Genomic DNA, 26,295 nt, shown 5'->3' with positions numbered 1-26,295 from the left:
GCACGTCCACTGGGTGGCTAGGCTTCTGGCGACGCTATGGCCGGGGGGTTGCCCGGCCGTGTCTCCTGTGTTTCTGCCGTGTTACGTCCCTCGCGGAGCGTCAGCGACGCACTCCCACCGCCCTCGGCCTGCCGCGAACGCCGTACCGACTGCGCCAGTGTAAAGACATCTGATGCGATTGGCCCGATTCAGCACGGAGCGGTGGGCGGCACCCGGAAGCCGAAATCCCGACGCGGATACCCTTGACCGCTGTGACCAATCCGCACGCCCCGGCAGCGCCCGCCACCGACGCCACCTTCACCCCGCCGAGCCTCGGTCGGCGGTTCGGGGCGCTGATCATCGACTGGGTGCTCTGCCTGCTGGCGGCCAACATCTTCGCCGACCCCGTGCGTGACGGCTGGGCGCCGGTGCTGGTGCTGGTCCTCGTGTACGCCATCTTCCTCGGCCTGTTCGCCCAGACGCCGGGCATGTACATCACGAGGATCCGCTGCGTGGGCTGGGCCGACGGCGGCCGGATCGGGCTGCTCCGAGGGCTCATCCGGGGCCTGCTGCTGGCCCTCGTCGTCCCCGCGCTGATCATGGACGAGCACCGCCGGGGCCTGCACGACCGCCTCACCGACTCGGTCATCGTCGACGCGCCCCGCCGCTGATACGCGGGGGACCGCCGGCAGGGTCGGGGAGGCGGTGGAGCCGACAGCAGAGAGCCGGACCCGTGGGGTCCGGCTCTCTGGGGCGTACCGCAGGGGTCAGCGGCCCCGCGACTGGCGGAAGGTGCCCGGCGGCCGCATGTTCTTCGGGATCGCGCCCTTGGGCATCTGCGGCCGGGCGGTGAGCGCCTTGAGCCGCTTGTCCAGCGAGTTGACGTCCTTGCCGGAGAGCGCGCGGGGCAGGCGCAGCAGCGTCGTGCGCAGCTTGCGGATCGGCAGCTCGCCCTCGTCCTGCCCGATCACGTAGTCGTGCAGCGGGGCGGAGCCGATCACCTTGGACAGCCGCCGCTTCTCCTGCCCGAGCAGGCCACGCACCCGCTGCGGGTTGCCCTCGGCCAGCAGGATCACGCCGGGCCGGCCGATCACCAGGTGGACCATGTCCATCTGCGTGGTGGAGCTGACGGCCGGGGTCACCCGCCAGTCGCCGCGCATGTTCTCCATGATCTGCGCCGCCGCGCCGGGCTGCCCCTCGGCGGCGTTCATCATCGCCTTGTTGGACCGCAGGTTCAGCACGATCAGCACCGCGAGCAGGACGAACAGGATGCCGATCGGGAGCCAGATCCAGCTCCAGAGGATGACCGCGACCACGGTGAGGGCGAGCGGGATGAGCACCGCGGCGGCGACCAGCGGCGCGAACCACCGGTCCTGCTTGGCGGTGAACTGGAACACCATCCCGATCTGCTTCAGCCGCTGGCCGAACGAGACCTTCTCCTGGGGCTTTGCCATGCCGCAGAGTCTAGTGGGCGCCGCCGGCTCCGTTGATCCGCGTCCGGGTGCCGGCCGGCTGAGTACCTTACGTCGCCTCAGACGTTTCCGGCGGGCGCGTAAGGAGGGTGGCGCCGGGGAAGATCAGGCGGTGTGCTCATGCCCGGTCGGGGCCTTCAGGCGAAGAGTCATGGTCAGCAGATGACGACGACCCTGAAGGAGCCCGACATGTTCGGCAACGACGCGGAATTCCTGCTCTCCCTGCACCACACGCACGCCGCCGAGCTGCGCGCCGAGGCGGCGGCGGACCGGCTCGCCAGGTCGCTGGCGCGTCGCGTCGGCCACGGTTGGCTGGGCCGGCACCAGCAGGTGTCCCGCAGCAGCGATGCCCGCCGGTGATCGTGACCGTGCCGCCGGCACCACCGGCCGGTGGTGCCGCGCCTGCCGAGACGGCCCCGCCGCCCGGTCACCGCCCGATCGGCGGGGCCGGTGGCGGCGGCCGTCATGGCATGCTCGTTCCCGTGACCGTACGTGCCGCCAGCTCCGTCCTCGTCGGCCGCGACCGGGAGAGCGCGGCGCTGCGCGACGCCCTCTCCCGCGCCCGGGCGGGGGAACCGACCACCGTGCTGGTCGGTGGCGAGGCGGGTGTGGGTAAGACCCGGCTGCTGGAGGAGTTCGCCGGCTGGGCGACCGACACGGGTGCCCGCGTGCTGGTGGGCCAGTGCCTGGAGCTGGGCGAGGCGGGCCTGCCCTTCGCGCCGTTCGCCGCCGCCCTGCGCGCGGTGCTGCGCGCCGACGGTGCCGAGGTCTTCGCCGGCTACGAGGCGGAGTTCGCCCGACTGCTGCCCGAGCTGGGCCGGGCACCGGCGGCGCAGGCGGCACCGGTCGCCGCGCCGCTCACCGACGCCCCGCGCGGCTACCTGTTCGACCTCGTCGCCGAGCTGTTCCAGCGGCTCGCGGACGACAGGCCGCTGGTGCTGACGATCGAGGACCTGCACTGGGCCGACCGCTCCACCCGGGATCTGATCGGCTTCCTGGTTCGAGCCGCCCGGCCGGGTCGGCTGCTGCTGGTCTGCACCTACCGCACCGACGAACTGCAGCGCGGGCATCCCCTGCGCCCCTTCCTGGCCGAGCTGGACCGGGCCCGGGGCGTCGAGCGGGTGGAGGTGGGCCGCCTGGACCGGGACGGCACCGGCGCGATCCTCGCCGACCTGCTCGGCTTCGAACCGGCCGCCCGGGCCGTCGACGACGTCCACGACCGCACCCAGGGCAATCCCTTCTTCATCGAGGAGCTGGCCGTCGCCGGCGACCCGCTCGGCTGTGCGGCACTTCCCGAGACGCTGCGTGACCTGCTGCTGGCCCGCGTGGACCGGCTGCCGGAGCCGGCCCAGCGGGTGCTGCGGATCGCCGCGGCCGGTGGCAGCCGCTTCGCCCACGACCTGCTCGCCGAGGTCGCCGGGCTGCCGGACGCGGAACTGGAGGACGCGCTGCGCGCCGCCGTGGCCGCCCAACTCGTGGTGGCCGACCCGGACGGCGACTACGAGTTCCGGCACGCGCTGGTCCGCGAGGCCGTGCACGACGAGCTGCTGCCCGGCGAGCACGCCCGGCTGCACGCCCGGTTCGCCGCCGCCATCGAGGCCCAGCCCCACCTCGTCGCCGCCGGCCGGGCCCCGGCCGAGATCGCTCACCACTGGTACGCCGCGCACGATCACCCCCGGGCGCTCACCGCCGCGCACGTCGCCGCCGCCGCGGCCGCCGACCGGTACGCGTACGCGGAGCAGCGCCGACTGCTGGAGCGGGTGCTCGAGCTGTGGGAGCTGGTGCCCGACGCCGCCGACCGGCTCGGCATGGACCACCTGGCGTTGCTGGAGCAGACCCTCGACGCGGCCGTCACGGCCGGTGACTTCAGCCGGGCGATCACCCTGACCCGGGCCGCACTGGCCGAAGTGGACGCCGACTGCGCGCCACTGCGCGCGGCCCGCCTGCTGGTTCAGCGGGGGCGGCTGCTGGCCCTGCTCGGAAAGAGCGACGGCAGCAGGGAGCTGGGTGAGGCGTACCGGCTGGCGGTGGGCGGCCCGGCCGGCGTGGAGCGGGTACGGCTGCTCGGTGACATCGCCGCGCACCTGGTGCGGATCGACCCCCCGCAGGCGGCGCAGGTCGCTGCCGAGGCGAGCGCCGACGCCGAGGCGATCGGCGCGGACCTGGCGCTGATGCCCACCCGGATCGCCCTGCTCTGCCACGGCGAGCGGGACCTCGAAAGAGGGCTGGCAGAGCTGCGCCGCGCCGAGTCGGTGGCCCGCGCGGCCGGGGACGCGCCGACCCTGGTGCTCGCCAAGGTGTACCAGTCGGACGTGCTCTGCGAGCTGGGCCACTACGCCGAATCCGCGGAGGCGGCCGCCGGCGGCGTGGCCGAGGCACGCCGGGTGGGCATCAGCCGATCCACCGGGGCGTACCTGCTGTCGAACCGGGCCGAGGCGCTGATCGCGCTGGGCCGGTGGGACGAGGCCGCGGCGGTGTGCGCGGAGGCCGCCCGCATCGATCTGTCCGGCGTCACCGAGCTGCACTGGCTCCAGTTGGCCGCCGGGCTGCGGCTGGCCCGTGCCCACCCGGGCGCCGACGAGACGGTCGGTCGGGCGCTGGCCTTCCTCGGCCGGCCCTACCTGTGGCCGAACCATCGGCTACCGCTGCACGAGTTGGGCATCGAGTCGGCGCTGGCAGCCGACGACAAGGTCGAGGCGGTCCGGGTGGCCCACGTCGCGCTGGCGGACGAGAGTCTGCCGCGGATGCCGCGCGAGGGTTGGCCGGTGCTCAGTGCCGCCGCCCGCACGGCCGCCCGCGTGGGCGACCGGGAGTTGGCCGCCGCCGTCGCGGCGCTCGCCGCCGACCTGCCCGCCCGGCACCCGGCCGCGCGGGCGCACGCCGCCCAGGTCACGGCGCTGCTCGCGGCCGGCGATCAGGCGCTGCCGGCATGGCGGGCCGCGGTGGACGCGTGGCGCGTCGACGGGCAGCCGTATCCGCTGGGTCGGGCGTTGCTGGCGCTGGCCGAGGCGGCGGCCGCCGGCGGCGAGCGGGACGAGGTGGCGGCGGCGGTCACCGAGGCCGCCGAGATCGCCCGGCGGCTGGGTGCGATCCCGCTGGCCGAGTCGGCCGCCGTCCTGGCCCGCCGGGTCGGCCTGCGCGGGTCGGGTCAGGTCGGCCCCGGCGCCGAGCTGCTGACCGCTCGGGAGCGGGAGGTGCTGCGCCTGGTCGCCGAGGGACACAGCAACAGCCGCATCGCCGAGCGGCTGTTCATCTCGCCGAAGACGGCCAGCGTGCACGTGTCCCGGATCATCGCGAAGCTGGGTGTGACCAACCGGGTGGAGGCCGCCGCGCTGGCCCACCGCCTCGGCCTGCTCACCGAGCCGGCCGTACCTCGCTGACCGGCGCGCCGGCCGTCAGGCGCGGGGCAGGTAGATCCGCCAGCCGTCGACGGTGACCAGGTCCAGGCTGCCCGGGGCGGCGCGCAGCCGGTCGTCGAGCCGGGCCGCCAGCGGTGAGTCGACCGGCGCGACCCAGGCCGGTGCCGCCGCCCGCTCCACCTCCCGCCGGTACGCGGGGTAACGGTCGAAGCCGGGGCACAGTGTGTCGTCGACGACCGCGCAGACCACGTCCTCGGCGCTGGCGAAGGTGAGCCGGTTGCAGGTCCAGTAGCCGGCGAGCACGTGCCGTACGCCGAGCTGCCGCAGGGTGGTCACCAGCTCGGCGTGCCGGGCCTCGGCGGCCCTGCTCGCCGGGGCGGTCTGCGTGGCGCCCCAGGTGGCGTGGGCGGCGGTGCCCACCGTGGCGGCGAGCACGACCAGCGCGACCGTACGGAGTGGCGTCCAACCGGTCGTGCGTCGGGCAGCCGCCCACAGTGGCCAGAGCAGCGCGGGCAGGGAGATGAGCAGGCAGGACAGGTAGCGGGAACTCTCCACCGGGGTGAGCCCGGCGGCACTGCTCACGGTGTACGCGACGAGGGTGACCACCGAGGCCAGCACGAGAGCCAGCCGCATCGCCGGCGCTACCCGGGACGACGGGTCGACCGTGGCGGTGGTCGGCCGACGCGTGGCCCGCCAGGCGGTGCCGGCGGCGACGGCCAGCAGCACCGGCAGTGCCAGCGCCCACCACAGCTGCCAGTCGGCGCACCGCCCCGGCCCGCAGAACCCCATGCCCAACGGCGGGCCGAGCAGCAGCCCGCCGTGCAGCCGGTCCGCCCAGCCCGCGCTGGCGTTCGCCCCGCCGGCGGCGAGCACCGCGTGCAGCGGGTTCCGGCCGGTCAGCAGGCTGTGTACGAGCAGCGGGGCGGCCCCCAGCACGGCGGCGGCTCCGAGCAGCACCCCGGCCGCCCCGCGCACCTCGTGGCGACGGAACGCGACCAGCACCGCCCCGGTGGCCACGACGTACGGCAGCACCAGCGGGTCGACCCAGAGCATCAGCCCGGCCAGGAATCCCCACGCCCCCCAGCGGAGGAGCCGCCGCCCCGGCCGGCCGGCGGCCAGGTCCAGGGCGAGCAGGGCGAGCGCCACCCCGGCGGCGTTCATCTCGGGATAGCCGCCGCCAGCGATGAGCTGGTTCTTGACCACCCGGTCGGAGCCGAGGGCGAGCAGCGCCACCACGAACAGCCCGAACCAGCGGTCCCCGGTCAGCCGCAGCGTCAACCGCCAGGCCAGCAGCAGGAAGACGGCGTACAGCAGCAGTGTGGGCAGCCGCAGGCCGAGCAGCGACGGCCCGCCGGCCAGGGCGAACACCGGCGCGGCGAGGTAGGCCTCCAGCGTGCCCATGTACTGCTGGCCGTAGAACCAGACCGGGAAGTTCTCTCCCCGGGCGATGTGCAGCGCGGCCAGGCCCGTGGTGGCCTCGTCGCTGTTCGTCGCGGGCGCGGCGTGACCCAGCAGCCAGAGTCGGTAACCCACCCCGGCGAGCAGGGCCAGCCCGGTGAGCCAGCCGACCAGGCCGAGGTGCGCACCGGGCCGGGGACGCGGTCGACCCGCGCCGCGTGGCTGCTCGCGTACCCCGACGGTCATCGCACGATCATGGCACCCGCCCGTCGGGCGACGGGGCCGCCCGGCCGACAGGCCGGTCGGGGTCAGCCCGCGGTGGCGACCGGGGCGCCGGCGCGGGCGTCGAGCGCCTGCCGGTAGAGCCGGCCGGCCCGGTACGACGAGCGCACCAGCGGCCCGCTCATCACCCCGGCGAAGCCGATCTCCTCGGCCTCCTCGCGCAGCTCCACGAACTCCTCCGGCTTGACCCAGCGGGTCACCGGGTGGTGCCGGGGCGAGGGGCGCAGGTACTGCGTGATGGTGATCAGCTCGCAGCCGGCCTCGTGCAGGTCGCGGAGCGCCTGGGAGACCTCGGCCCGCTCCTCGCCCATGCCCAGGATCAGGTTGCTCTTGGTGACCAGACCGTCGGCGCGGGCCTGCCGGATCACGTCCAGCGAGCGGTCGTAGCGGAACGCCGGCCGGATCCGCTTGAAGATGCGCGGCACCGTCTCGACGTTGTGTGCCAGCACCTCGGGGCGGGAGCCGAAGACCTCGGCCAGCTGCTCGGGAACGGCGTTGAAGTCCGGGATCAGCAGCTCGACGCCGCAGCCGGGCTGGAGGGCGTGGATCTGCCGGACGGTCTCGGCGTAGAGCCAGGCGCCGCCGTCGGGCAGGTCGTCACGGGCGACGCCGGTGATGGTGGCGTAGCGCAGCCCCATCGAGACCACCGACTCGGCGACCCGGCGGGGCTCGTCGGCGTCGAACTCGGCCGGCTTGCCCGTGTCGATCTGGCAGAAGTCACAGCGCCGGGTGCACTGGTCGCCGCCGATGAGGAAGGTCGCCTCGCGGTCTTCCCAGCACTCGTAGATGTTGGGGCAGCCGGCCTCCTGGCAGACGGTGTGCAGGCCCTCGCGCGAGACGAGCCCGCGCAGCTGGGTGTACTCCGGCCCCATCTTGGCCTTGACCTTGATCCATGGCGGCTTGCGCTCGATCGGCGTCTCGGCGTTGCGCGCCTCGATCCGCAGCAGCCGACGCCCCTCGGGGGCGGCCGTTGCGGTGCGCGCTGCCTGGCCGGTCGTCGGCGCGGAGTGCTCGATCGTCACGAAAACGAGCCTACGCCCGACGGCCACCGTCTATGTGCGTCAGGCGACCGGCATCACGCCGCGGATGTTGTGACGCCCGACACCGGCGGGTCGAAAATAGGCGTCACACTCACGTCGGTCGGCTGCTACCGTCACCGGCAACAGCGACGACGGAGCCGAGTAGCGCGCCGACCCGCCAGTCCAGAGAGCCGCCGGTGCTGAGAGGCGGTCTGGCGCCGGTGCGCGAAGACCCTCCCGAGCTGCGGGAAGAACGGTTGCGGGGCCTCATCCCCGTGCCCAGTAGAGCCCGCCCGGCTGGCCCCGGTCATCAGGCGACGAACGAGGCTCCCGCTCCGGCGGGGGCGAAGGTGTGGTGGCACCGCGAGGTTCCCGCTCGCCCACACCTCCCTGGGGCTGATGCGACGCTTCGCCTCCCCGGGGCGGCGAAGGCGTCGCGATTGACCGAGGAGCAGCCCACCATGCAACGCGTCCTTTCCCACCACCTGCACCTCCACGTCGGCACGACCGTGCGGATCGCCGGCTGGGTGCACCGCCGCCGGCTGCTGAAGTCGGTGGCGTTCCTGATCGTGCGGGACGCCGCCGGCCTGGCCCAGGTCGTCGTCACCGACCCGGCCGCCCGCGCCGACCTGGAGAAACTCACCGAGGAAACCGTGGTCGAGGTGGTCGGCACGGCCACCGCGAACGGCACCGCGCCCGCCGGGGTCGAGCTGACCAACCCGACGGTACGCCCGCTCGGCCCGCCCGCCGTGCCGCCACCGTTCGACCTGTACCGGCCGGCGCTCACCGCGAGCCTGCCCACCCAGCTCGACCACGCGCCGACGGCGCTGCGGCACCCCACCCGGTCGGCCGCGCTGCGCGTCTCGGCGGCCGCGGTGGCCGGGTTCCGGGCCACGCTCGACGCCCGGGACTTCGTGGAGATCCACACTCCGAAGGTGGTCAGCTCGTCGACCGAGAGCGGCGCCAACGTGTTCGCCCTGGACTGGTTCGGCCGGCCCGCGTACCTGGCCCAGTCACCGCAGTTCTACAAGCAACTGATGGTCGGCGTCTTCGAACGGGTCTACGAGGTGGGGCCGGTGTTCCGGGCCGAGCCGCACGACACCGTCCGGCACCTCGCGCAGTACACCTCGCTCGACGCGGAGCTGGGGTTCGTCGCCGACCACCGGGACGTGATGCGCGTGTTGCGCGACGTCGTGGCCGGGATGCTGGGCGCGGTGGGCGAGCGGGCCGCGGGTGCACTGGCGACGCTCGGCGTCGAGGCGCCGGCCGTGCCGGCGGAGATCCCGGCGGTGCACTTCACCGAGGCGCTGCGCATCGCCGGCGCACCCGAGGACGAGCCGGACCTCGCGCCCGCCCACGAGCGGGCCCTGGGGGAGTGGGCCCGCCGGGAGCACGGGTCGGAGTTCCTCTTCGTCACCGGCTACCCGATGGCGAAGCGACCCTTCTACACCCACCCGGACCCGGCCCGGCCGGCGTACTCGAACGGTTTCGACCTGCTCTTCCGTGGCCTGGAGCTGGTCACCGGCGGGCAGCGGCTGCACCGGCACGCCGACTACCTGGCGGCGCTGGCGGCCCGCGGCGAGCCGGTCAAGCCGTACGCCGGGTATCTGGACGCGTTCCGGCACGGCATGCCACCGCACGGCGGCTTCGCCATCGGCCTGGAGCGCTTCGTGGCCCGCCTGGTCGGCGCGGCCAACATCCGGGAGGTCACCGCGTTCCCGCGCGACCTGCACCGCCTCACGCCGTGAGAAAAGGCGCACGGGCCGAGGCGCGATGCCCCGGCCCGTGCGCCGGGCCCTGTTTGCTCAGACCTCGACGTGCTCAGACCTCGACGAGGGTGGACAGTCGACGCTCGACCACCGGCAGCACGTCCGCGACGGTGATCGTGCGGCCCAGCTCGGCGGTGAGCGAGGTGACGCCGGCGTCCCGGATGCCGCACGGCACGATCCGGTCGAAGGACGTCAGGTCGCAGTCGCAGTTGATGGAGAAGCCGTGCAGGGTGACGCCCCGGGCGACCCGGATGCCGATGGCGGCCACCTTGCGGGCCGGCCCCCGGTCGTCCTCGGGCACCCAGACCCCGCTGCGGCCCTCGACCCTGCCGGCGGCCAGGCCGAACTCGGCGCACACGTCGATCAGCAGCTCCTCGGTGCGGCGCACGTAGGCGACCACGTCCACCGGGTCGGGCAGCCGGAGGATCGGGTAGCCGACGAGCTGCCCCGGCCCATGCCAGGTGATCTTGCCGCCGCGGTCCACGTCGACGACCGGGGTGCCGTCCGCCGGCCGGTCCCACGGCTCGGTGCGCTTGCCGGCGGTGTACACGCTCGGATGCTCCAGCAGCAGCACGGTGTCGCCGCGCTCGCCGGCCACCACCGACTCGTGCAGGCGGCGCTGCTCGTCCCAGGCGGCCTGGTATTCGAGCAGGCCGGCACGGACGGCCGTCAGGCCGGAGGTCGTCGTCGTCACGCCCCTCAGCGTAGTCCCGCCAGCGGCTCCGATCCCTGGTGAGCCGCCTCACCGCGGCGGGTCAGGACGACGGAACGCGCCAGAGCCAGACGTCGTCCACCCGTTGCGGTTCCCCGAACAGGGCGGTGGCGGTACGCCGGACCGCTTCCTCGTCGACGTCGAACTTCGCGCCGTGCACCTCGTCGGCGAGGACCACCGTCTCGATCCGCCAGTGCCGCAGGTCGGAGCGCACCTCCCGGATGGTGCCGTCGGTGACGATCGGCACCAGCCCGGTCCGGCCGGCCTGGTCCATCAGCGCGCTCAGGGTGCGTGGCACCGGCCCGATCCGGCCGCGCCCGTCCGGGCCGCCGGGGCCGAGGAAGAACCCACCCGGAATGGCGAACTCACCGTGCCCGTGCGACAGCGCGTACGCCTGCCAGCGCTGACCGTCCGGGTAGATGTCCACGGTCAGCGGCAGCGGGGTGAGCACTCCGCCGGGGGAGACGTACTCCCGCCAGGTGCCGGCCGTGATGAACTGCGGGATGGGCTCCCGCTCGCGGGTCAGCAGCGGGGTGGGCAGCAGCGGCAGCAGGGCCACCGCGAAACCGAGCGCCCAGGCCAGCTCCGTGGAGCGGTGCCGGGGTGGCGCGGCGCGCAGTTGATCGACGGTGTACGCCAGCAGCACCCCGATCACCGGCGCGACGACCAGGGCCAGCCGGGCGGGCAGCGCGGCGTTCACCACCGGCAACTGCCCGAGCAGGTCGAACGGCATCGGCAGGTCGGTGCGTCGCCCGTCGACCTTCGCCACCGGGCCGAAGGAGAGCACCGTGAAGATCAGCGCGGTGGCGCCCAGCGCCCAGAGGACGGCCCGGCGGCCGGCGTCGGCGCGCCGCCAGAGCGCGACGAAGCAGACCACGGCGAGCACGAGCAGCGGGATCCCGAAGAACGAGTTCTCCTCGGTCGGGTTCGGCGCCAGCGCGGTGCCCAGCCCGGCCTCGCCGGCCAGCGAGCGTCGCGGGAAGGCGGCGAACGCCACGATGTCCTCGGAGTGGATCACCGGGTCGAACCCGGTGCCGTGGAACCGCTGCGGCCCGGCGAAGTGCAGCCACAGCGGGTACGACAGCAGCACGCCGGCCACCACCGCGGTCACCCCGAGCCCGCGCAGGAAGGTGGGCAGCGCGGCCCGCGCCTCGTCCCGGTGGGTCGGGTGCACCGCCCAGACGGCGACGAACAGGCCGAGCGCGAGCGCGGTGAAGAACAGGCCCTCGGCGGCGATCGAGAACGCCAGCGCGACCGCGACGCCGAGGATCACCCCGTCCCGGAGCCAGTGTCCGGGGCGGCGCAGCGCGAACAGTCGCCAGATCAGCAGCGGCACCAGCCAGCCGGCCGTCCAGTTCAGGTGGGCGTTGGCGTGCGAGACCATGCCGGGGGAGTAGGCGATGAACAACGCGCCGATCCCGGCGGCCAGCCCGCTGCGGAGCAGGTGCCGGGAGAGCAGCCAGTACCAGGCCAGCGCGGTGGCGAACAGGTTCAGGGTGAGGATCACCAGGAAGGTCGCCGGCGGCCCGATCAGGTACGTGAGGGGGGCGAAGACCACCGCGTACACCGTGATCGAGGTGTTGACCGCGAGGTTGACCCCGTCCGGGACGTTGATCAGGTACGTGAAGAGCGGGTTGTCCCCGTGGGTGACCGCGTGCCCGCCGAAGGCCAGCAGCCACTCGAAGAGCGCCTGGTCGCTGGAGTTGACGGTGATGGTGCGCAGGTTCGGGTCCCGCCACAGCCCGCTGGTCACCCAGACGGCGAGGGCGAGCGCCACCAGCACGACGATCAGGTCGGCCCGGCGGTCCCGGGCGGCGCGCGGCGGTGACGCGGGTGCGGGCCCGGTGGCCAGCGACGGGGAGGACGGCACGCAGCGGACGTTACCAACCGGACCTGGACCGGCCGGTCAGACACGGAACCTTCGGGCGCACAACCCTCCACGAGTGGGCCGGATCGACAGCACATCTTCATGAAGATGAATGTGTGAGTGTGCCCCATGTCATAGCAACGACACATCGACGTAACGTCTCGGCAACTCGACCGTGACCCAGTTCACAATCCGCCCCGGGAGGCCGCCGTGCGCCGCTCCTCATCCCTGCTCACCCGGCTGACCGGCGTGGTCGCCGGGCTCGTGCTCGCCGCCGCCGGCGTCGTCACCCTCGCCGTGCCCGCCCAGGCCGCCAGCCTCACGGCGGTCGCCAGCTTCGGATCCAACCCCGGCAACCTCTCCATGTACGCCTACCGGCCGGACAACATGCCGGCCAACGCGCCCGCCGTGGTGCTGCTGCACGGCTGCACGCAGAACGCGTCCGGCTACTTCACCAACTCCGGCTGGCGCAAGTACGCCGACCAGTGGGGGTTCGCGCTGATCGTGGCGGAGCAGAAGTCCGGCAACAACGCCAACGCCTGCTTCAACTGGTTCGAGACCGGCGACACCGCCCGGGGGCAGGGTGAGGCGTTGTCGATCAAGCAGATGGTCGACCACGCCAAGGCGAACTTCGGGGTGGACGGCAACCGGGTCTTCGTCAGCGGCCTCTCCGCGGGCGCGGCCATGAGCTCCGTCATGCTGGCCACCTACCCGGACGTCTTCGCCGCCGGGTCGATCATCGCGGGCATCCCGTACCGGTGCGCCACCAGCATGGTCAACGCGTTCAGCTGCATGAACCCGGGCACGGACAAGAGCCCGGCCGCCTGGGGCGACCTGGTCCGTGGCGCGTACTCCGGCTACACCGGCCGGCGGCCCCGCGTGGCCATCTGGCACGGCACCTCGGACACCACGGTCGCCCCGCTCAACGGCACCGAGTCGCGCGACCAGTGGACCAACGTGCGAGGGGTCTCGCAGACTCCGAGCAGCACCTCGTCGCTGCCCGGCGGCACCAGCCTGGAGGTGTACGGCAACGACGACGTACGGCTCTACCGGGTCTCCGGGATGGGCCACGGCACCCCGGTCGACCCGGGCTCCGGCGCCGACCAGTGCGGCACCGCCGGCGCGTACTTCCTCGACACCATCTGCTCGACCTACCGGGACGCGCTCTTCTTCGGGCTCAACGGCGGCGGGACCAACCCGACTCCCACCCCCACCCCGACGCCCACGCCGACCACGCCGGCGACCTGCGTGACCGCCACCAACTACGCGCACGTCACCGCCGGTCGGGCCTACCAGTCCGCGGGCTACGCGTACGCGAACGGCTCCAACCAGCGGATGGGCCTCTACAACACCTTCTACACCAGCGCCCTCAAGCAGACCGGCCCCAACTACTGGGTCGTCGGCTGCTGACCCACCACCACCGCGCGAGGGCCCTTCCCGACCCGACGGGAGGGGCCCTCGCGTCACTCGGTCAGCGCGGCGTGCAGGGCGGAGGAGAGGTCGGGGTGGTGGTAGGGGTAGCCGGCCCGGGTGAGGACGCCGGGGAGGACGCGGGTGCTGGTGAGCGCCTCGTGGGCGAAACCACCGAGGGCCGCCTTGAGGGCCAGCGCCGGGATCGGGATGATCGCCGGCCGGTGCAACTGCCGGGCCAGTTCGCGCGTGAACTCGGCGTTCGTCACCGGGTTCGGCCCCACCACGTTCACCGGGCCGGCGATGTCGTCGTGGTCCAGCAGGAAGCCGACCGCGTCCAGCCAGTCGGCCATCGAGATCCACGGCAGCCACTGACGACCACTGCCGAGCCGGCCGGCGACGCCCAGCCTGAACGGCAGCAGTTGCGGCTTGAGGAGCCCACCGTCGCGGTGCAGCGGCAGGCCGGTGCGCAGCCGCACCACGCGTACCCCGGCGTCCTCCGCCGGCCGGGTCGCGGCCTCCCAGACCCGGCAGACGTCGGCCAGGAAGCCCTCACCGGCCGGGGCGTCCTCCTCGACGACCCGGTCGCCGGTGTTGCCGTACCAGCCCACCGCCGACGAGTTCAGCAGCACCCGCGGACGGTCGGCGGCCGGTAGCCCGGCGATGGTGGTCGCCAGGGTGCTGCTCGTGTCCACCCGGCTGGTACGGATCAACCGCCGGTAGTCGTCGTTCCACCGCTTGTCGCCGACCCCCGCGCCGGCCAGGTTGACCACCACGTCCGACCCGGCGAGGGTCGCCGGGTCGAGCTGCCCGGCGGACGGATCCCACCGCCGCTCCCGCGCGTCGCGCGCCGGCCGGCGGACCAGCCGGGTGACCTGGTGCCCGTCGGCCGAGAGCCGGTCGATCAGTCGGGTGCCGAGGAAGCCGGACGCGCCGGCCAGAAGGATCCGCATGCCCCCATCTTCGCCCAGAACACCGCCGGCGGATGCGCGAGGACTCCAGAGGGGGAACCATGCCGATTCTGGTGGCCGGAGCGACCGGGACGGCCCCGGTGGTCAGGCCGCGTGGGCCGGGCGCAGGTCGGCCAGCAGTCGCTCCACCTCGGTGTACGCCTCGGCGCTCAGCGGGCCGAGCGTCAGGGTGGCCAGGTTCTCCTCGGCCTGCGCGACCGTACGCAGACCGGGGATCGGCACGGTGCGCGGGCTGCGCGCCAGCAGCCAACCGAGCGCGCCCTGGGCCAGGGTGCGGCCGTCGGCGGTGAGCGCCGCGCGGACCTGCTCGACCCGGGCCGCCCAGCGTGGCGTCGGCCGGCCGTCGGTGAACCACTCCAGCCACTCGGGTGCGCGCCCACGTACGTCGTCGGTGCCGACCGCCCGGGTCGACCCGGTGAGCAGCCCCATCGCCAGCGGCCCACGGTTGAGGCTGGCCAGGTCGTGGCTGTCGCAGACCGCCAGCACCGCCGCGTTGTCCCGCAGCACCGACTCGTCGTGCTGGATGGCGGCGCAGTGTGTGCCGGCCGCGGCGAAAGCCTCCGCCGAGGCCGGGTCGTCGGTGCTCCATCCGTACGCCCGGATCTTGCCCTGGTCGACCAGGGCCTCCAGCGTGCCGACCAGGTCGAGCGCGGCGGGCACCGGCAGTGCGTTGATGTGCAGTTGGTAGAGGTCGACGTGGTCGGTGCCGAGCCGGCGCAGCGAGTCCTCCAGGCTGCGCACCGCGAAGGCCGGGCTGGCGTCGGTGCCGAGCGCCCGCCGGGTGGCCTCCTCGCTGACGTTGCCGAACTTGGTGGCGATCACCGCGCTGTCCCGCCGGCCGGCCAGGGCTCGGCCGAGGATCCGCTCGCTGTGCCCGGCGCCGTAGTTGCTGGCGGTGTCGAACAGCGTCACCCCGAGGTCGAGCGCGCGGTGGATGGTGCGGATCGACTCGTCGTCGTCCACCTCGCCCCAGCCGAACGGCTGCCCACCGTCGCCCCAGAGCGGACCGCCGATCGCCCAGCAACCCATCCCGATCGCGCTCACCTCGATGCCGCTGCGTCCCAGCGTCCGTGTCGTCGTCATGCCGGCCAGCCTCCAACCTGGAGTGCGCTCCAGGTCAAGCACTAGCATCGCGGGACATGAGCGGTTACGCCCCTTCCGAGGCCGCCCGGCGCAGCGGCTTCAGCCTGGACACCCTCCGCTACTACGAGAAGATCGGCCTGCTCGCCGACGTGGGCCGCACGGCGGGCGGCCAGCGGGTCTTCACCGACGACGACCTGAGCTGGTTGGTGCTGTTCCGCTGCCTGCGCGACACGGGGATGCCGATCGCCCAGATGTGCCGCTACGCGCAGCTGGCCCGGGAGGGCGAGCACACCGCCGACCAGCGGCGTGAGCTGCTGAAACGGCACGCGGTGCGGGTGGAGGAGCAGATGCGCCTGCTCCAGCGTCAGTACGACCACCTCCGGGAGAAGATCCGTTTCTACGAGCGACTGCCCGGCCCGGCCCCGGAGGCCGGGCAGCCGGCGGAGGCCGCCCGGCCCGTGCCGTAGGTGGCTCGGGCGGCCGGGCGGCGGTCAGCCGGCGGGTCGCGGCGGCGCGGTCAGGCCGAGGAGGTCCTCGGCGGTCCCGGGGCGGCCGGTGAGCGCGTTCAACGCGGCGACGAGCCGCTTCTCCTCGTACCGGAAATGCGACTCCAGCAGCGCGGCCAGCCCGTCCAGCTCGGCGCGCAGCTGGGCGGCCGGCACCGCCGTCGCGTCGTCCAGCAGCTCCTCGACGCGCGCCAGGATTCCCGCCACCACCTCGTGGTCGACGATCAGGTTGTCGATCACCGGGCGCAGTTCGGGGACCTGGTCGGCCAGGAGCCGGAAGGCGCCGCCGTCCTCGCCGGTGTGGTGGCGGCCGAGGGCGGCGCAGAAGGTGAGGCAGTGGGCCCGCAGATCCCGCGACGGGCGGGCATCGGGGGTGGTGTCGTCGAGGCTCGCCCGGAGGCGGGCGAGTTCCGCGCTGAGCCAGAGGTGGAGCTCGATCATCTGATTGCCGACGGCGGCGAGCCGGCCGGCCGGTGAACCGGTTGGGTGCACGTTGATCCCATGCTGTCCCCGCGCCTCCATGCCCACGGCGGCCTTCGTGCCGGGTGCACCGCGACGCTGGGCCGTAGCCTATCCCGGGACGGTCACGGGGTGGTGGGCTCGTCGGGTTCCCTGAGGTCGTGCCAGCGTGCCCGGAAGTCGGCCTCGTGGGCCTCGTGGGTGGTGCGCTCCTCGAAGACGGCGCGGCGCAGCGCGTGCCGGGACCCCGACATCACCAGCACCTCGACGGCCACCAGCCCCACGCAGATGGCGGTGAGGAGGCCGAGTGCGCCCAGCGCCGGCAGGTGCTGCCCGATCGGCAGGGCCGCCACCAGGACCACCAGCACGCCGATCCGGGTCCAGGTGACGGTGTGCAGGGTGCGCAGCTGGAACAGCAGGTTGGCCGCGAGGTAACAGATCACCCCGCCGAACAGCATCGGCACGGCGGGCCCCTCGATCCGTTCGGCGGCTCCGCCGGCCGGGTCGGTGATCTGGTGGAGGATCTCCTCGCTGCCGATCGAGAAGAGGATCACCGCGGCGATCATCGGAAGGTAGAGGTACGCGTACGCGTCGCGGGCCATCGCCACCCGGGCGCTGCCCTCCGCCGCGTGCAAGGCGATCCGGGCGGCCGGGCCGACGAAGTCGAAGTGCGCCCACCACAGGGCGGCGGTGAAGAAGATCCCGAGCGTCGCGGCGGCCACCGCCGGCCAGGTGACCGGCTTGCCGACGAGCAGGTTGCCACCCACGCCCACGGAGATCACCGACTCGCCCAGCGCGATGATCAGAATGAGGTCGTAGCGCTCCGTCCAGTGCTCGGCGCTGGTCACCCCCCAGCCCCAGGTGCCGACGATGAAGCCGGTGGCGTACTGGACCAGCACCACGGTGATCCACAGGGCGTCGCGGACCATCGCGGCCCGGTCGGGGTCGGCGATCTGCGGCGGGATCAGGGCGGCGGCCAGCAGCAGCACGATGCTCAGCGCCAGCTCCGGGGCGAAGCGGCGCAGTTGCCGGCGTTCCTGCGGGCTGTCCCGCACCACATGCTGATAGAGGATCATGTGGACGGCCCGGACCACGACGTAGCTGATGGCCACCAGCATCGGGCCGGCGGCGCCGCCCCTCGGGTCGTTGAACGCCTGCGGCAGCGCCAGCGCGAACGCGAACAGGGCGGCCATCGCGATGACCATGAGCACCGGCACGTAACCCTCGCCGAGCCGGACCCGGGTGGCGACCAGGCTGTGCACCACCCAGATCCACCAGAGCACGGCGAGCACCAGGCCGGCGTGCAGCAGTTGCCGGCCGGAGATGTTCGCGGCGGTCGCCCGGGTGATGATGAAGAACGAGAAGACGAAGACGAGGTCGAAGAACACCTCGAACTTGTCCACCCGGGCGCCGGGAGCGATCGGGACGGCCGGACCCAGTCGTCCACGCCGCCGGTAGCCGCCCACGGTCCCACTCTGGCAGCGTCCGGTCCGGCCGGAGGTCGGAACGGGTCAGCCCGTCGGCCGGTGCCGCAGGCCGTCCATCAGCAGGTCGAGCAGTCGGTCGGCCTGTGCGCGCTCGCCGGAGGCCAGGGAGATGCCGCTCAGGCCAGCCAGCACGTCGCCGGTTTCGACGTCGGCCCGGAGGGTGCCCGCGGCGATGCCCGCGTCCAGCAGCCGGCCCAACGCCTCCAGCAGGCGGTCGCGGCTCTGCGCGTACGGGTTGGTGCCTGCGGCGATCACCAGGCGCAGGGCGTCGGACATGCCACGCTTGGTGGTGAGGTAGTCGATGAACCGGGACATCCAGCCCCGGAGCGCCCGATCCGGCGGCAACCGGTCGAGCAGCTCGCGGGAGGCGTCGCAGAGCTTGCCCAGCTCGTTGCGGTACGCCGCCTCGACCAGCGCCTCCCGGGTGGGGAAGTGGCGGTAGAGCGTGCCGATGCCCACACCCGCCTCCCTGGCGATGGCGTCGAGCGTTACCTCCGGCCCGGGGCGGGAAAACGCCTGGACCGCGGCCTTCAGCAGTCGCTCGCGGTTGCGCGCGGCGTCCGCCCGTAGTGGGCGGGGGCCGGTGTCCGACACGTCTCCTCCTTGGCTGGTACGGACCGACGGGCGCACCCCGCAGTGGTATCCGGAGGGCACTCCGGTTAGTCTCGACCGTAGCGGAGGATCCTCCGCTTCCATCGTAGTGGCGGGCCGGTCGGTCCGCCCCACCCCGACAAGGATGGATCATGACGACGAGCACCCCGATCACCACACCGTTCACCCATGACTCCACCGCCATGGACGTGATCCAGGGCGTGGACCTCGGCGGGCGGCGGGCGATCGTCACCGGCGGGTCGTCCGGCATCGGTGTCGAGACCGCCCGCGCCCTGGCCAGCGCCGGCGCGCAGGTCACCCTGGCCGTCCGCAACACCGACGCCGGGCACCGCGCCGCCGACGACATCACGGCCAGCACCGGCAACGACCGCATCCTGGTCGCCCCACTGGACCTCGCCGACCAGGGCTCGGTGGCGGACTTCGTGGCCAACTGGGACGGCCCACTGCACATGCTGGTCAACAACGCCGGCATCATGGCCGCGCCCGAGATGCGGACCCCGCAGGGCTGGGAGATGCAGTTCGCCACCAACCACCTGGGGCACTTCGCGCTCGCCACCGGCCTGCGCCCGGCGCTGGCCGCCGCCGACGGGGCACGGATCGCCTCGGTCAGCTCCGCCGCCCACCTGCGCTCACCGGTGGTCTTCGAGGACATCCAGTACGAGCGCCGGCCGTACGAGCCGTGGGAGGCGTACGGGCAGTCCAAGACGGCCAACGTGCTCTTCGCCGTGGAGGCGACCCGGCTCTGGGCCGACGACGGCATCGTGGCCAACTCGTTGATGCCCGGGGCGATCCAGACCAACCTCCAGCGCTACGTCAGCGAGGAGGAGCTCAACCGGCTGCGCGCGGGCAACGCGGCGGCCTGGAAGACCGTCGAGCAGGGCGCCGCCACCTCGGTGCTGGTCGCCGCGTCCCCGCTGATCGACGGGGCTGGCGGGCGGTACTTCGAGGACTGCCAGGAGGCCGGCCTGGCCCAGCCCGGCGAACGGCGCGGTGTCGCCGCGTACGCACTCGACCCGGAGGCCGCCGAGCGGCTCTGGCAGGTCTCGACCCAGCTGCTCAAGGGCTGAGATCCCGCCCGCTCCACCAGGAACGACGAGAAGGGCGCCCCGGTCGACGACCGGGGCGCCCTTCTTCGGTTGGCTCGGGATCAGGCCAGGCCCAGCTCCGACTCGAAGTTGCCGGCCTCCAGCCGCTCCTTGACCGCGGTCAGGAAGCGGGCCGCGTCGGCGCCGTCGATCAGCCGGTGGTCGTAGGACATGGCCAGGTAGACCATCGACCGGACCGCGATGACCTCGCCCAGCTCCGGGTCGTTGACCACGACCGGCCGCTTCACCACGGCACCCGTACCGAGCATCGCCGACTGCGGCGACGGCACGATCGGAGTGTCGAAGAGCGCGCCCCGGCTGCCCGTGTTGGTCAGCGTGAAGGTCGCCCCGGCCATCTCGTCCGGGGTGATCTTGTTGGCCCGGGTGCGCTCGGCCAGGTCGGCGATCCGCTTGGCGATGCCGCCCATGTTGAGGTCACCGGCGTTGTGGATGACCGGCACGAGCAGCCCGCGCTCGGTGTCCACGGCGATGCCGAGATGCTCGGCGGCCGGGTAGGTGATCGTGCCGCCGTCCAGGTCCATGCTGGCCTGGATGATCGGGTGGGTCTGGAGCGCCTCGATGGCGGCGAGGGCGAAGAACGGCAGGAAGGACAGCTTCACGCCGTGCTTGGCCTGGAACGAGTCCTTGGCCTGGGCCCGCAGCTTGGCAACCTTGGTGACGTCGACCTCGACGACCGTGGTCAGCTGTGCCGTCTCGTGCAGCGACTGCTGCATCCGCTTGGCGATGGTCGCCCGGATCCTCGGCAGCTTCTCCGTGGTGCCCCGCTTGGCGCTCGGCTGCGGCTTCGCGGCCGGCTTGGCCGGAGCCGCCGACGGTGCCGCGGCGGCCGGTTGCGGCGCGGCGGGAGCGGCCTTGGCCGCCTTCGCCTTCGCCTTCTCCGCCGCCTCCAGCACGTCCTGCTTACGGATCCGGCCACCCACACCGGTGCCGTTCAGCGAGGACAGGTCGACGCCGTGCTCACTGGCCAGCTTGCGGACCAGCGGCGTGACGTAGCCGGCGGCCTCCTCGCCGCCACCCTGGGCGGGCGCGGTGGGACGCTGCGGCGCCGGGGTCGGCGCGGACGGCTGGGCGGCCTGCTCGGCCTTCGCCGGCTGCGCGGCCTGCTCGGTCTCCGCGGCCGGCTCGTTGTACGACATGCCGGGGGTCGGCTCCTCGACCTTCGGCTCCGGCTTCGGCTCGGCCTTCGGCGCTGCCGCCGCAGGCTCGGGCTTCGGCTCGGGCTTCGCCGGTGCGGGGGCCGCGCCGGAGACGCCGATGATCGCCAGATCGGCGCCGACGGCGGCCGTCTCGTCCTCGGCGACCTTGATCTCCAGGACCGTGCCGGCGACCGGAGACGGGATCTCCGTGTCGACCTTGTCGGTGGAGACCTCCAACAGCGGCTCGTCGACCTCGATGGTCTCGCCGACCTGCTTCAGCCAGCGGGTGACCGTACCCTCGGTGACGCTCTCGCCCAGGGCCGGCATCTTCACCGCGGTGCCCTCGCCCGACGAGGCGGCGGCCGGAGCCGGCGTCTCGGTCGGTGCCTCGTCCTGGGCCACCTCGTCGGCGGTGCCCTCGGCGGCGGCCGTCGGCTCGGCGGCCGGCTCGACCGACTCGGCCGGGGCCTGCTGCTGCTCCTGCGGGGCGGCCTCGCCGCCACCGGCCGACTCGCCCTCACCGGCGATGACGGCCAGCTCGCTGCCGACCTCGGCGGTCTCGTCCTCACCGACCACGATCCGGCTCAGCACGCCCGCCGCGGGCGACGGGATCTCGGTGTCGACCTTGTCGGTGGAGACCTCGAGCAGAGGCTCGTCGACCTCGACCGTGTCGCCCTCCTGCTTGAGCCAGCGAGTGACGGTGCCCTCGGTGACGCTCTCGCCGAGCCGGGGCATGGTGACCGATACCGGCATTTTCTCCAGACTCCTTCATTCCCCTAGGGGATCTTCGCCCGTCGCCGGACGCCGCGGTTTGAATGATCAGGCGTGCGCGTGCAGCGGCTTGCCGGCGAGGGCCAGGTGCGCCTCGCCCAAGGCCTCGTTCTGGGTCGGGTGAGCGTGCACGAGCTGGGCGACCTCGGCCGGGTAGGCCTCCCAGTTGTAGATGAGCTGCGCCTCACCGATCAGCTCACCCACCCGGGCTCCGACCATGTGTACGCCGACCACCGGGCCGTCCTCGACCCGGACCAGCTTCACGAAGCCGGTGGTCTTGAGGATCTGGCTCTTGCCGTTGCCGCCCAGGTTGTAGTTGTACGTCTTGACCTTGTCGGCGCCGTACTGCTCCTTGGCCTTCGCCTCGGTGAGACCCACCGACGCCAGCTCCGGGTCGCTGTAGGTAACGCGCGGGATGCCGACCTCGTCGATCACGGCGGGGGTCTGCCCGGCGATCTCCTCGGCCACGAAGATGCCCTGCTGGAAGCCCCGGTGTGCGAGCTGGAGGCCGGGCACGATGTCGCCGACCGCGTAGACGTTCGGCACGCTGGTGCGCAGTCGCTCGTCGGTCAGCACGTAGCCGCGGTCCATCTTGACGCCCTGCTCCTCGTACCCGAGGTTGGCCGTGTTCGGGCCGCGACCGACGGCGACGAGCAGCAGCTCGGCCTCGACGGTCTCTCCGCCCTGGATGGTCAGCTTGACGCCGCTCTCGGTCTTCTCGACCTTCTCGAACGGCTTGCCGACCTTAAAGTTGATCTTCCGCTTGCGGAACGCCCGCTCCAGCGCCTTCGACGACTCCTCGTCCTCGGCGGCGACCAGCCGGGGCAGCGCCTCGACGATCGTCACGTCCACACCGAAGGACTTCCACACGCTGGCGAACTCGACGCCGATGACGCCGCCACCGAGGACGATCACCGACGACGGCACCCGGTCCATGGTGAGGGCGTGGTCGCTCGTGATGATCCGCTCGCCGTCGACCTCCAGGCCGGGCAGGCTCTTGGCGTACGAACCGGAGGCCAGGACCACGTTGCGGCCGGTGTAGCGCTTGCCGTCCACCTCGACCACGTTCTTGCCGACCAGCTTGCCGGCGCCCGCCACGAAGGTGATGTTCTTCGAGCCACCGACCAGGCCCTGCAGGCCCTTGTAGAGGCGGGAGACCACGCCGTCCTTGTACGCGTTGACCCCGGCCATGTCGATGCCGATCAGCTCGGCCTTCACACCGAACTGCTCCGACTCGCGGGCCTGGTCGGCGATCTCCGCCGCGTGCAGCAGGGCCTTCGTCGGGATGCAGCCGTTGTGCAGGCAGGTGCCCCCGAGCTTGCCCTTCTCGATCAGCGCGACGGAGAGGTCCAGCTGGGCGGCGCGCAGCGCCGCCGCGTAGCCGCCGCTGCCACCTCCGAGGATGACAATGTCGAAGGTTGCGTCGTTCGGCTCGCTCACGCTCAACTCCCAGGTCGCGTCACTGCATCGGGGGTCACGGAGGGGTAACACGGACACACCCCACCTCGGTCATCTTGTCACCACTGGGCACAGGGTGCGTACCGAGGTGCCCAACGACACGTCGGCGACACGTACCCTTGGCACCGATGTCGATGACAGAACATGGGGGAGAGGTCCGGTGGGGTTGTTCCGCCGCCGCAAGCAGGCGCGTGTGCCGAGCCATGACCGCGCCGCCGATCGTGGCGACCTGGACCATCTGGAGAACTTCGTCCGGAGCCGGCGCGGCGTCGAGGCGTTCATCGAGCCGAGGACGACGGTGACCGAGACCACGGTCATCCTGATCGCCGACGACGGGGAGTGGACCCGCCGGCGGATCGACGGCCCGGACGGCGCGCGCCGCTTCGCGTACCGGATGGGCATCCCCGTGTACGACGTGCGGCTGATGGGCTACCCGCAGCGGATGCGCGACTTCAACGAGCGCCGCAAACGCCGCCCCGAGCTGTACTGAAACGACGACCGGGGCGCCCCCCAGCAGGGGGCGCCCCGGTCGTCGTCGAGGTCAGGTGGCGGTCAGCCGTTGACGGCGACGTCCTCCACCAGCTGCACGAGGGTACGGACCGGGACGCCGGTGCCACCCTTGGTCCAGTAGCCGACCGGCTCACCCGAGTGGTAGCCCGGCCCGGCGATGTCGATGTGCGCCCAGGCCACGTCGTCGGTCACGAACTCGCGCAGGAACACGCCGCCCTGCAGCATGTGACCGGCCCGGTCCATCCCGGCGTTGACCTGCGAGATGTCCGCCACCTCGGAGTCCATGCCCTTGCGCACGTCGTCCGGCAGCGGCATCGGCCAGGCCGGCTCGCCGACGGCGTCGCCGACCGTCCGGACCCGCTCGCACAGCTCCGGGGTGCCCATCACGCCGGCCATCCGCTTGCCCAGCGCGATCACCTGGCCGCCGGTCAGGGTGGAGGTCTCGAACAGGTAGTCGGTGCCGTCCTCGCAGGCGCGGGCGATGGCGTCGGCCAGGATCATCCGGCCCTCGGCGTCGGTGTTGAGCACCTCGACCTTCTTGCCGCTGTACATGCTGATCACGTCGCCCGGCCGGTAGCTGGTGCCCGACGGCATGTTCTCCGCCATTGGCAGGTAGGCGTTGACCGCCACCGCCGGCTTGAGCGCGGCGATCGCCAGCATGGCCGCACCCACCGCGGCGGCGCCCGCCATGTCGGACTTCATCTCCCACATGCCCTGCGCCGGCTTGATCGAGATGCCGCCGGTGTCGAAGGTGATGCCCTTGCCGACCAGCGCGACCCGCTTGCCGTTGCCGCCCCCCTCCGGCGTGTAGGTCAGCTTCACCAGCCGCGGCGGGGCCTCCGAGCCCTGCCCGACGGCGATGATGCCGCCGTAGCCGCCGGCGGCCAGCGCCGCCTCGTCCAGCACCTCGACCCCGAGGCCCGCGGCACGGGCGGCGTCGGCCACCGCTTCGGCGAACGACGGCGGACGCAGCTCGTTCGGCGCGGTGTTCACCCAGTCCCGGCTGAGCCGGACCGCGCCGGCCACCGCCTGCGCCCGGCTGATCTCCGCCTGGGCGCCCGCGTCACCGGCGTCCGGCACCGCGACCAGTACCTCGGCGACCGGCTCCCGCCGGGCCGGCTGCGGGCGGGTCTTGTAGCCGGCGAACCGGTACCCGCCGAGCAGCGCGCCCTCGGCGACCGCGCGCAACGCGGCCGGCGCGTCGGCGTCGTCCGGCAGCGGCATGGCCAGCGCCACCTTCGCCGCGCCCGCCAGTGCGCGGATCGCCGCGCCGGCCGCCCGGCGCAGCGTCTCCGGGGCCGGAGCGGCACCCGACGGCTCCGGGCCGAGCCCGACCGCCGCGACCACCGGGGCGGTGACCGTGCCCAGGGTGGCCAGCTTGATCACCTCGCCGGGGCCACCGGTCGCGCCGAGCAGCGCCAGCGTCTCGGTCAGCTTGCCGTCGAACGCGGCGGCGATGCTCTCCGCGCCGCTGGCCAGCAGCAGGGTGCCGGCGAGGCCGCTGGTGGCGCCCTGCTCTCCGGTCTGGCTGTGCACGCCGATCACGATCGCGTCGACGGCGAGCTCCGCCGGGTCGGTGTCGACCAGGCTCAGGATGGTGGTGCGGGGTGATGTCACTGAAGCTACTCCGGGCGGGCCGGGCCGGTCGCGGCGTCGCGTACCGGCGGTGAAGGTCTCCGGCGGAACCTACCCGCCGGACGTCAGGGCTGTCCCGTCGATGGCGCCGACAGGGTCCCGCCGATGCTAACCAGCGGCGTTGCCCCCGGTAAGTTGCCACCCATGACCGACGTGACCTCCGCCGCCGCCGAGACCCGGCTGCGCCGTTCCCCGCTGCACGAGCGGCACACCGCCGCCGGCGCCAAGTTCGCCCCCTTCGGGGGCTGGGAGATGCCGCTGGAGTACGCCGGCGGCGGGGTGCTCAAGGAGCACACCGCCGTGCGTACCGCGGTGGGGGTCTTCGACGTGTCGCACCTGGGCAAGGCCCGGGTGAGCGGCCCCGGCGCGGCCGAGTTCGTCAACGCCTGCCTCAGCAACGACCTGGGCCGGATCGGCCCCGGTCGGGCCCAGTACACGCTCTGCTGCGACGACGCCACCGGCGGCGTGGTGGACGACATCATCGCCTACCTGTACGCCGACGACCACGTCTTCCTCATCCCGAACGCGGCGAACACCGCCGAGGTGGTGCGCCGGTTGCGCGCCGCCGCCCCCGAGCAGGTGACCGTCACCGACGAGCACGAGGCGTACGCGGTGCTGGCCGTGCAGGGCCCGCGCTCGGCGGAGTTGCTGACCACCCTCGGTCTGCCCACCGAGCACGGCTACATGAGCTTCTCCGCCGCCAGCCTGGCCGGGGTGGAGCTGACGGTGTGCCGTACCGGCTACACCGGCGAGCTGGGCTACGAGCTGGTGGTGCCGGCCGAGCACGCCGTCACGGTCTGGGACGCGCTCTTCGCCGCCGGCGAGGGCGTCGAGCTGCGTGCCTGCGGCCTGGCCGCCCGGGACACGCTGCGCACCGAGATGGGCTACCCGCTGCACGGGCAGGACCTCTCCCTGGAGATCAGCCCCGTGCAGGCCCGCTCCGGCTGGGCGGTGGGCTGGGACAAGCCGGCCTTCTGGGGCCGCGACGCCCTGCTCGCCGAGAAGACCGCCGGCCCTCGGCGCACGCTGCGCGGCCTGGTGGCCGTCGACCGGGCCATTCCCCGGCCCGGGATGACCCTGCACGTCGGTGACGCGCAGGTCGGCACGGTGACCAGCGGCACCTTCTCGCCGACCCGCAAGCAGGGCGTCGCCCTGGCCCTGCTGGACACCGACGCCAAGCTCGCCGACGGCGACGTCGTGGACATCGAGATCCGCGGCCGCCGAGCCCCCATGCAGATCACCAAGCCCCCCTTCGTCACCCCCTCGGTGAAGTAACCGGGGGTGGGGCCGGGGT

Annotated in this window: 22 protein-coding genes; 9 read left to right on the top strand and 13 right to left on the bottom strand. The window is 73.2% G+C overall.

Annotated elements, in window-relative coordinates:
• Positions 1–251 precede the first annotated feature (251 nt).
• The gene (locus ACTWLT_RS23035) at positions 252–650 is read left to right on the top strand and encodes an RDD family protein (protein ID WP_445320172.1); all 399 of its coding nucleotides are present in this window, start codon (positions 252–254) and stop codon (positions 648–650) included.
• 96 nt (positions 651–746) lie between these two features.
• Here ACTWLT_RS23035 and ACTWLT_RS23030 read toward each other — a convergent pair whose 3' ends face one another.
• Positions 747–1,433, bottom strand: coding sequence for a DUF4191 domain-containing protein (locus tag ACTWLT_RS23030; RefSeq protein WP_252419554.1), 687 nt, complete (start codon positions 1,431–1,433; stop codon positions 747–749).
• A 180-nt stretch (positions 1,434–1,613) separates the two neighbouring features.
• Between ACTWLT_RS23030 and ACTWLT_RS23025 the strand changes: the two genes are divergently transcribed.
• Positions 1,614–1,811: a hypothetical protein gene (locus tag ACTWLT_RS23025; protein ID WP_445320171.1), complete on the top strand. Its 198-nt coding sequence runs from the start codon at positions 1,614–1,616 to the stop codon at positions 1,809–1,811.
• Positions 1,812–1,933: 122 nt separating this feature from the next.
• On the top strand, positions 1,934–4,831 hold the full coding sequence (locus tag ACTWLT_RS23020) for an ATP-binding protein (RefSeq protein WP_445320170.1): 2,898 nt from the start codon (positions 1,934–1,936) through the stop codon (positions 4,829–4,831).
• Between the two features lie 15 nt (positions 4,832–4,846).
• Here ACTWLT_RS23020 and ACTWLT_RS23015 read toward each other — a convergent pair whose 3' ends face one another.
• Positions 4,847–6,454: a hypothetical protein gene (locus ACTWLT_RS23015; RefSeq protein WP_445320169.1), complete on the bottom strand. Its 1,608-nt coding sequence runs from the start codon at positions 6,452–6,454 to the stop codon at positions 4,847–4,849.
• Between the two features lie 62 nt (positions 6,455–6,516).
• Positions 6,517–7,539 (bottom strand): lipoyl synthase, encoded by a 1,023-nt coding sequence (gene lipA, locus ACTWLT_RS23010; RefSeq protein WP_445320168.1) that lies wholly within the window; start codon positions 7,537–7,539, stop codon positions 6,517–6,519.
• 431 nt (positions 7,540–7,970) lie between these two features.
• On the opposite strand from lipA, the gene aspS reads away from it, so the two are divergent.
• Entirely contained in the window at positions 7,971–9,257 is a 1,287-nt protein-coding gene (gene aspS / locus ACTWLT_RS23005; protein ID WP_445320167.1) for an aspartate--tRNA(Asn) ligase, read from the top strand.
• A gap of 73 nt (positions 9,258–9,330) precedes the next feature.
• Here aspS and lipB read toward each other — a convergent pair whose 3' ends face one another.
• On the bottom strand, positions 9,331–9,972 hold the full coding sequence (lipB, locus tag ACTWLT_RS23000; protein WP_445320166.1) for a lipoyl(octanoyl) transferase LipB: 642 nt from the start codon (positions 9,970–9,972) through the stop codon (positions 9,331–9,333).
• A 61-nt stretch (positions 9,973–10,033) separates the two neighbouring features.
• On the bottom strand, positions 10,034–11,860 hold the full coding sequence (locus tag ACTWLT_RS22995; protein ID WP_445320165.1) for a DUF6311 domain-containing protein: 1,827 nt from the start codon (positions 11,858–11,860) through the stop codon (positions 10,034–10,036).
• 207 nt (positions 11,861–12,067) lie between these two features.
• Here ACTWLT_RS22995 and ACTWLT_RS22990 point away from each other — a divergent pair, with 207 nt between their 5' ends.
• On the top strand, positions 12,068–13,267 hold the full coding sequence (locus tag ACTWLT_RS22990; protein WP_445320164.1) for an extracellular catalytic domain type 1 short-chain-length polyhydroxyalkanoate depolymerase: 1,200 nt from the start codon (positions 12,068–12,070) through the stop codon (positions 13,265–13,267).
• A gap of 53 nt (positions 13,268–13,320) precedes the next feature.
• Here ACTWLT_RS22990 and ACTWLT_RS22985 read toward each other — a convergent pair whose 3' ends face one another.
• On the bottom strand, positions 13,321–14,220 hold the full coding sequence (locus ACTWLT_RS22985; protein ID WP_445320163.1) for a TIGR01777 family oxidoreductase: 900 nt from the start codon (positions 14,218–14,220) through the stop codon (positions 13,321–13,323).
• Between the two features lie 102 nt (positions 14,221–14,322).
• Entirely contained in the window at positions 14,323–15,321 is a 999-nt protein-coding gene (locus ACTWLT_RS22980; protein ID WP_445320162.1) for an aldo/keto reductase, read from the bottom strand.
• A 56-nt stretch (positions 15,322–15,377) separates the two neighbouring features.
• Here ACTWLT_RS22980 and ACTWLT_RS22975 point away from each other — a divergent pair, with 56 nt between their 5' ends.
• Positions 15,378–15,788: a MerR family transcriptional regulator gene (locus ACTWLT_RS22975; protein WP_252419564.1), complete on the top strand. Its 411-nt coding sequence runs from the start codon at positions 15,378–15,380 to the stop codon at positions 15,786–15,788.
• Between the two features lie 24 nt (positions 15,789–15,812).
• Here the strand turns inward: ACTWLT_RS22975 and ACTWLT_RS22970 are convergent, their stop codons facing one another.
• From ACTWLT_RS22970 to ACTWLT_RS22960, 3 genes are all read right to left on the bottom strand, one after another.
• Positions 15,813–16,319 (bottom strand): hemerythrin domain-containing protein, encoded by a 507-nt coding sequence (locus ACTWLT_RS22970; RefSeq protein WP_445320161.1) that lies wholly within the window; start codon positions 16,317–16,319, stop codon positions 15,813–15,815.
• Positions 16,320–16,411: 92 nt separating this feature from the next.
• Complete coding sequence (locus ACTWLT_RS22965; RefSeq protein ID WP_445320160.1) at positions 16,412–17,752, bottom strand: low temperature requirement protein A; 1,341 nt, start codon at positions 17,750–17,752, stop codon at positions 16,412–16,414.
• Between the two features lie 45 nt (positions 17,753–17,797).
• Positions 17,798–18,367: a TetR/AcrR family transcriptional regulator gene (locus ACTWLT_RS22960; RefSeq protein WP_445320159.1), complete on the bottom strand. Its 570-nt coding sequence runs from the start codon at positions 18,365–18,367 to the stop codon at positions 17,798–17,800.
• A 149-nt stretch (positions 18,368–18,516) separates the two neighbouring features.
• Between ACTWLT_RS22960 and ACTWLT_RS22955 the strand changes: the two genes are divergently transcribed.
• On the top strand, positions 18,517–19,452 hold the full coding sequence (locus ACTWLT_RS22955) for an SDR family NAD(P)-dependent oxidoreductase (protein WP_445320158.1): 936 nt from the start codon (positions 18,517–18,519) through the stop codon (positions 19,450–19,452).
• Between the two features lie 80 nt (positions 19,453–19,532).
• On the opposite strand, the gene sucB is transcribed toward ACTWLT_RS22955, so the two are convergent.
• Both sucB and lpdA read right to left on the bottom strand, forming a co-directional pair.
• Positions 19,533–21,380, bottom strand: a complete 1,848-nt coding sequence (gene sucB, locus ACTWLT_RS22950) for a 2-oxoglutarate dehydrogenase, E2 component, dihydrolipoamide succinyltransferase (RefSeq protein WP_445320157.1) — start codon at positions 21,378–21,380, stop codon at positions 19,533–19,535.
• Between the two features lie 66 nt (positions 21,381–21,446).
• Positions 21,447–22,838, bottom strand: a complete 1,392-nt coding sequence (gene lpdA / locus ACTWLT_RS22945; protein WP_445320156.1) for a dihydrolipoyl dehydrogenase — start codon at positions 22,836–22,838, stop codon at positions 21,447–21,449.
• A gap of 178 nt (positions 22,839–23,016) precedes the next feature.
• Here lpdA and ACTWLT_RS22940 point away from each other — a divergent pair, with 178 nt between their 5' ends.
• Positions 23,017–23,346 carry a hypothetical protein gene (locus tag ACTWLT_RS22940; protein ID WP_252419571.1) on the top strand — a complete coding sequence of 110 codons (330 nt, stop codon included), beginning with the start codon at positions 23,017–23,019 and terminating at the stop codon, positions 23,344–23,346.
• A 62-nt stretch (positions 23,347–23,408) separates the two neighbouring features.
• On the opposite strand, the gene ACTWLT_RS22935 is transcribed toward ACTWLT_RS22940, so the two are convergent.
• Positions 23,409–24,983, bottom strand: a complete 1,575-nt coding sequence (locus tag ACTWLT_RS22935; RefSeq protein ID WP_445320155.1) for a leucyl aminopeptidase — start codon at positions 24,981–24,983, stop codon at positions 23,409–23,411.
• 162 nt (positions 24,984–25,145) lie between these two features.
• On the opposite strand from ACTWLT_RS22935, the gene gcvT reads away from it, so the two are divergent.
• A complete protein-coding gene (gene gcvT, locus ACTWLT_RS22930) occupies positions 25,146–26,276 on the top strand; it encodes a glycine cleavage system aminomethyltransferase GcvT (RefSeq protein ID WP_252419573.1) in 1,131 nt (376 codons plus the stop codon).
• Positions 26,277–26,295: the final 19 nt, after the last annotated feature.

Source organism: Micromonospora yongxingensis (genome assembly GCF_052601155.1).
The sequence above is the reverse complement of the archived record's forward strand: the minus strand, read 5'-3'. Positions and strand labels throughout refer to the sequence as shown.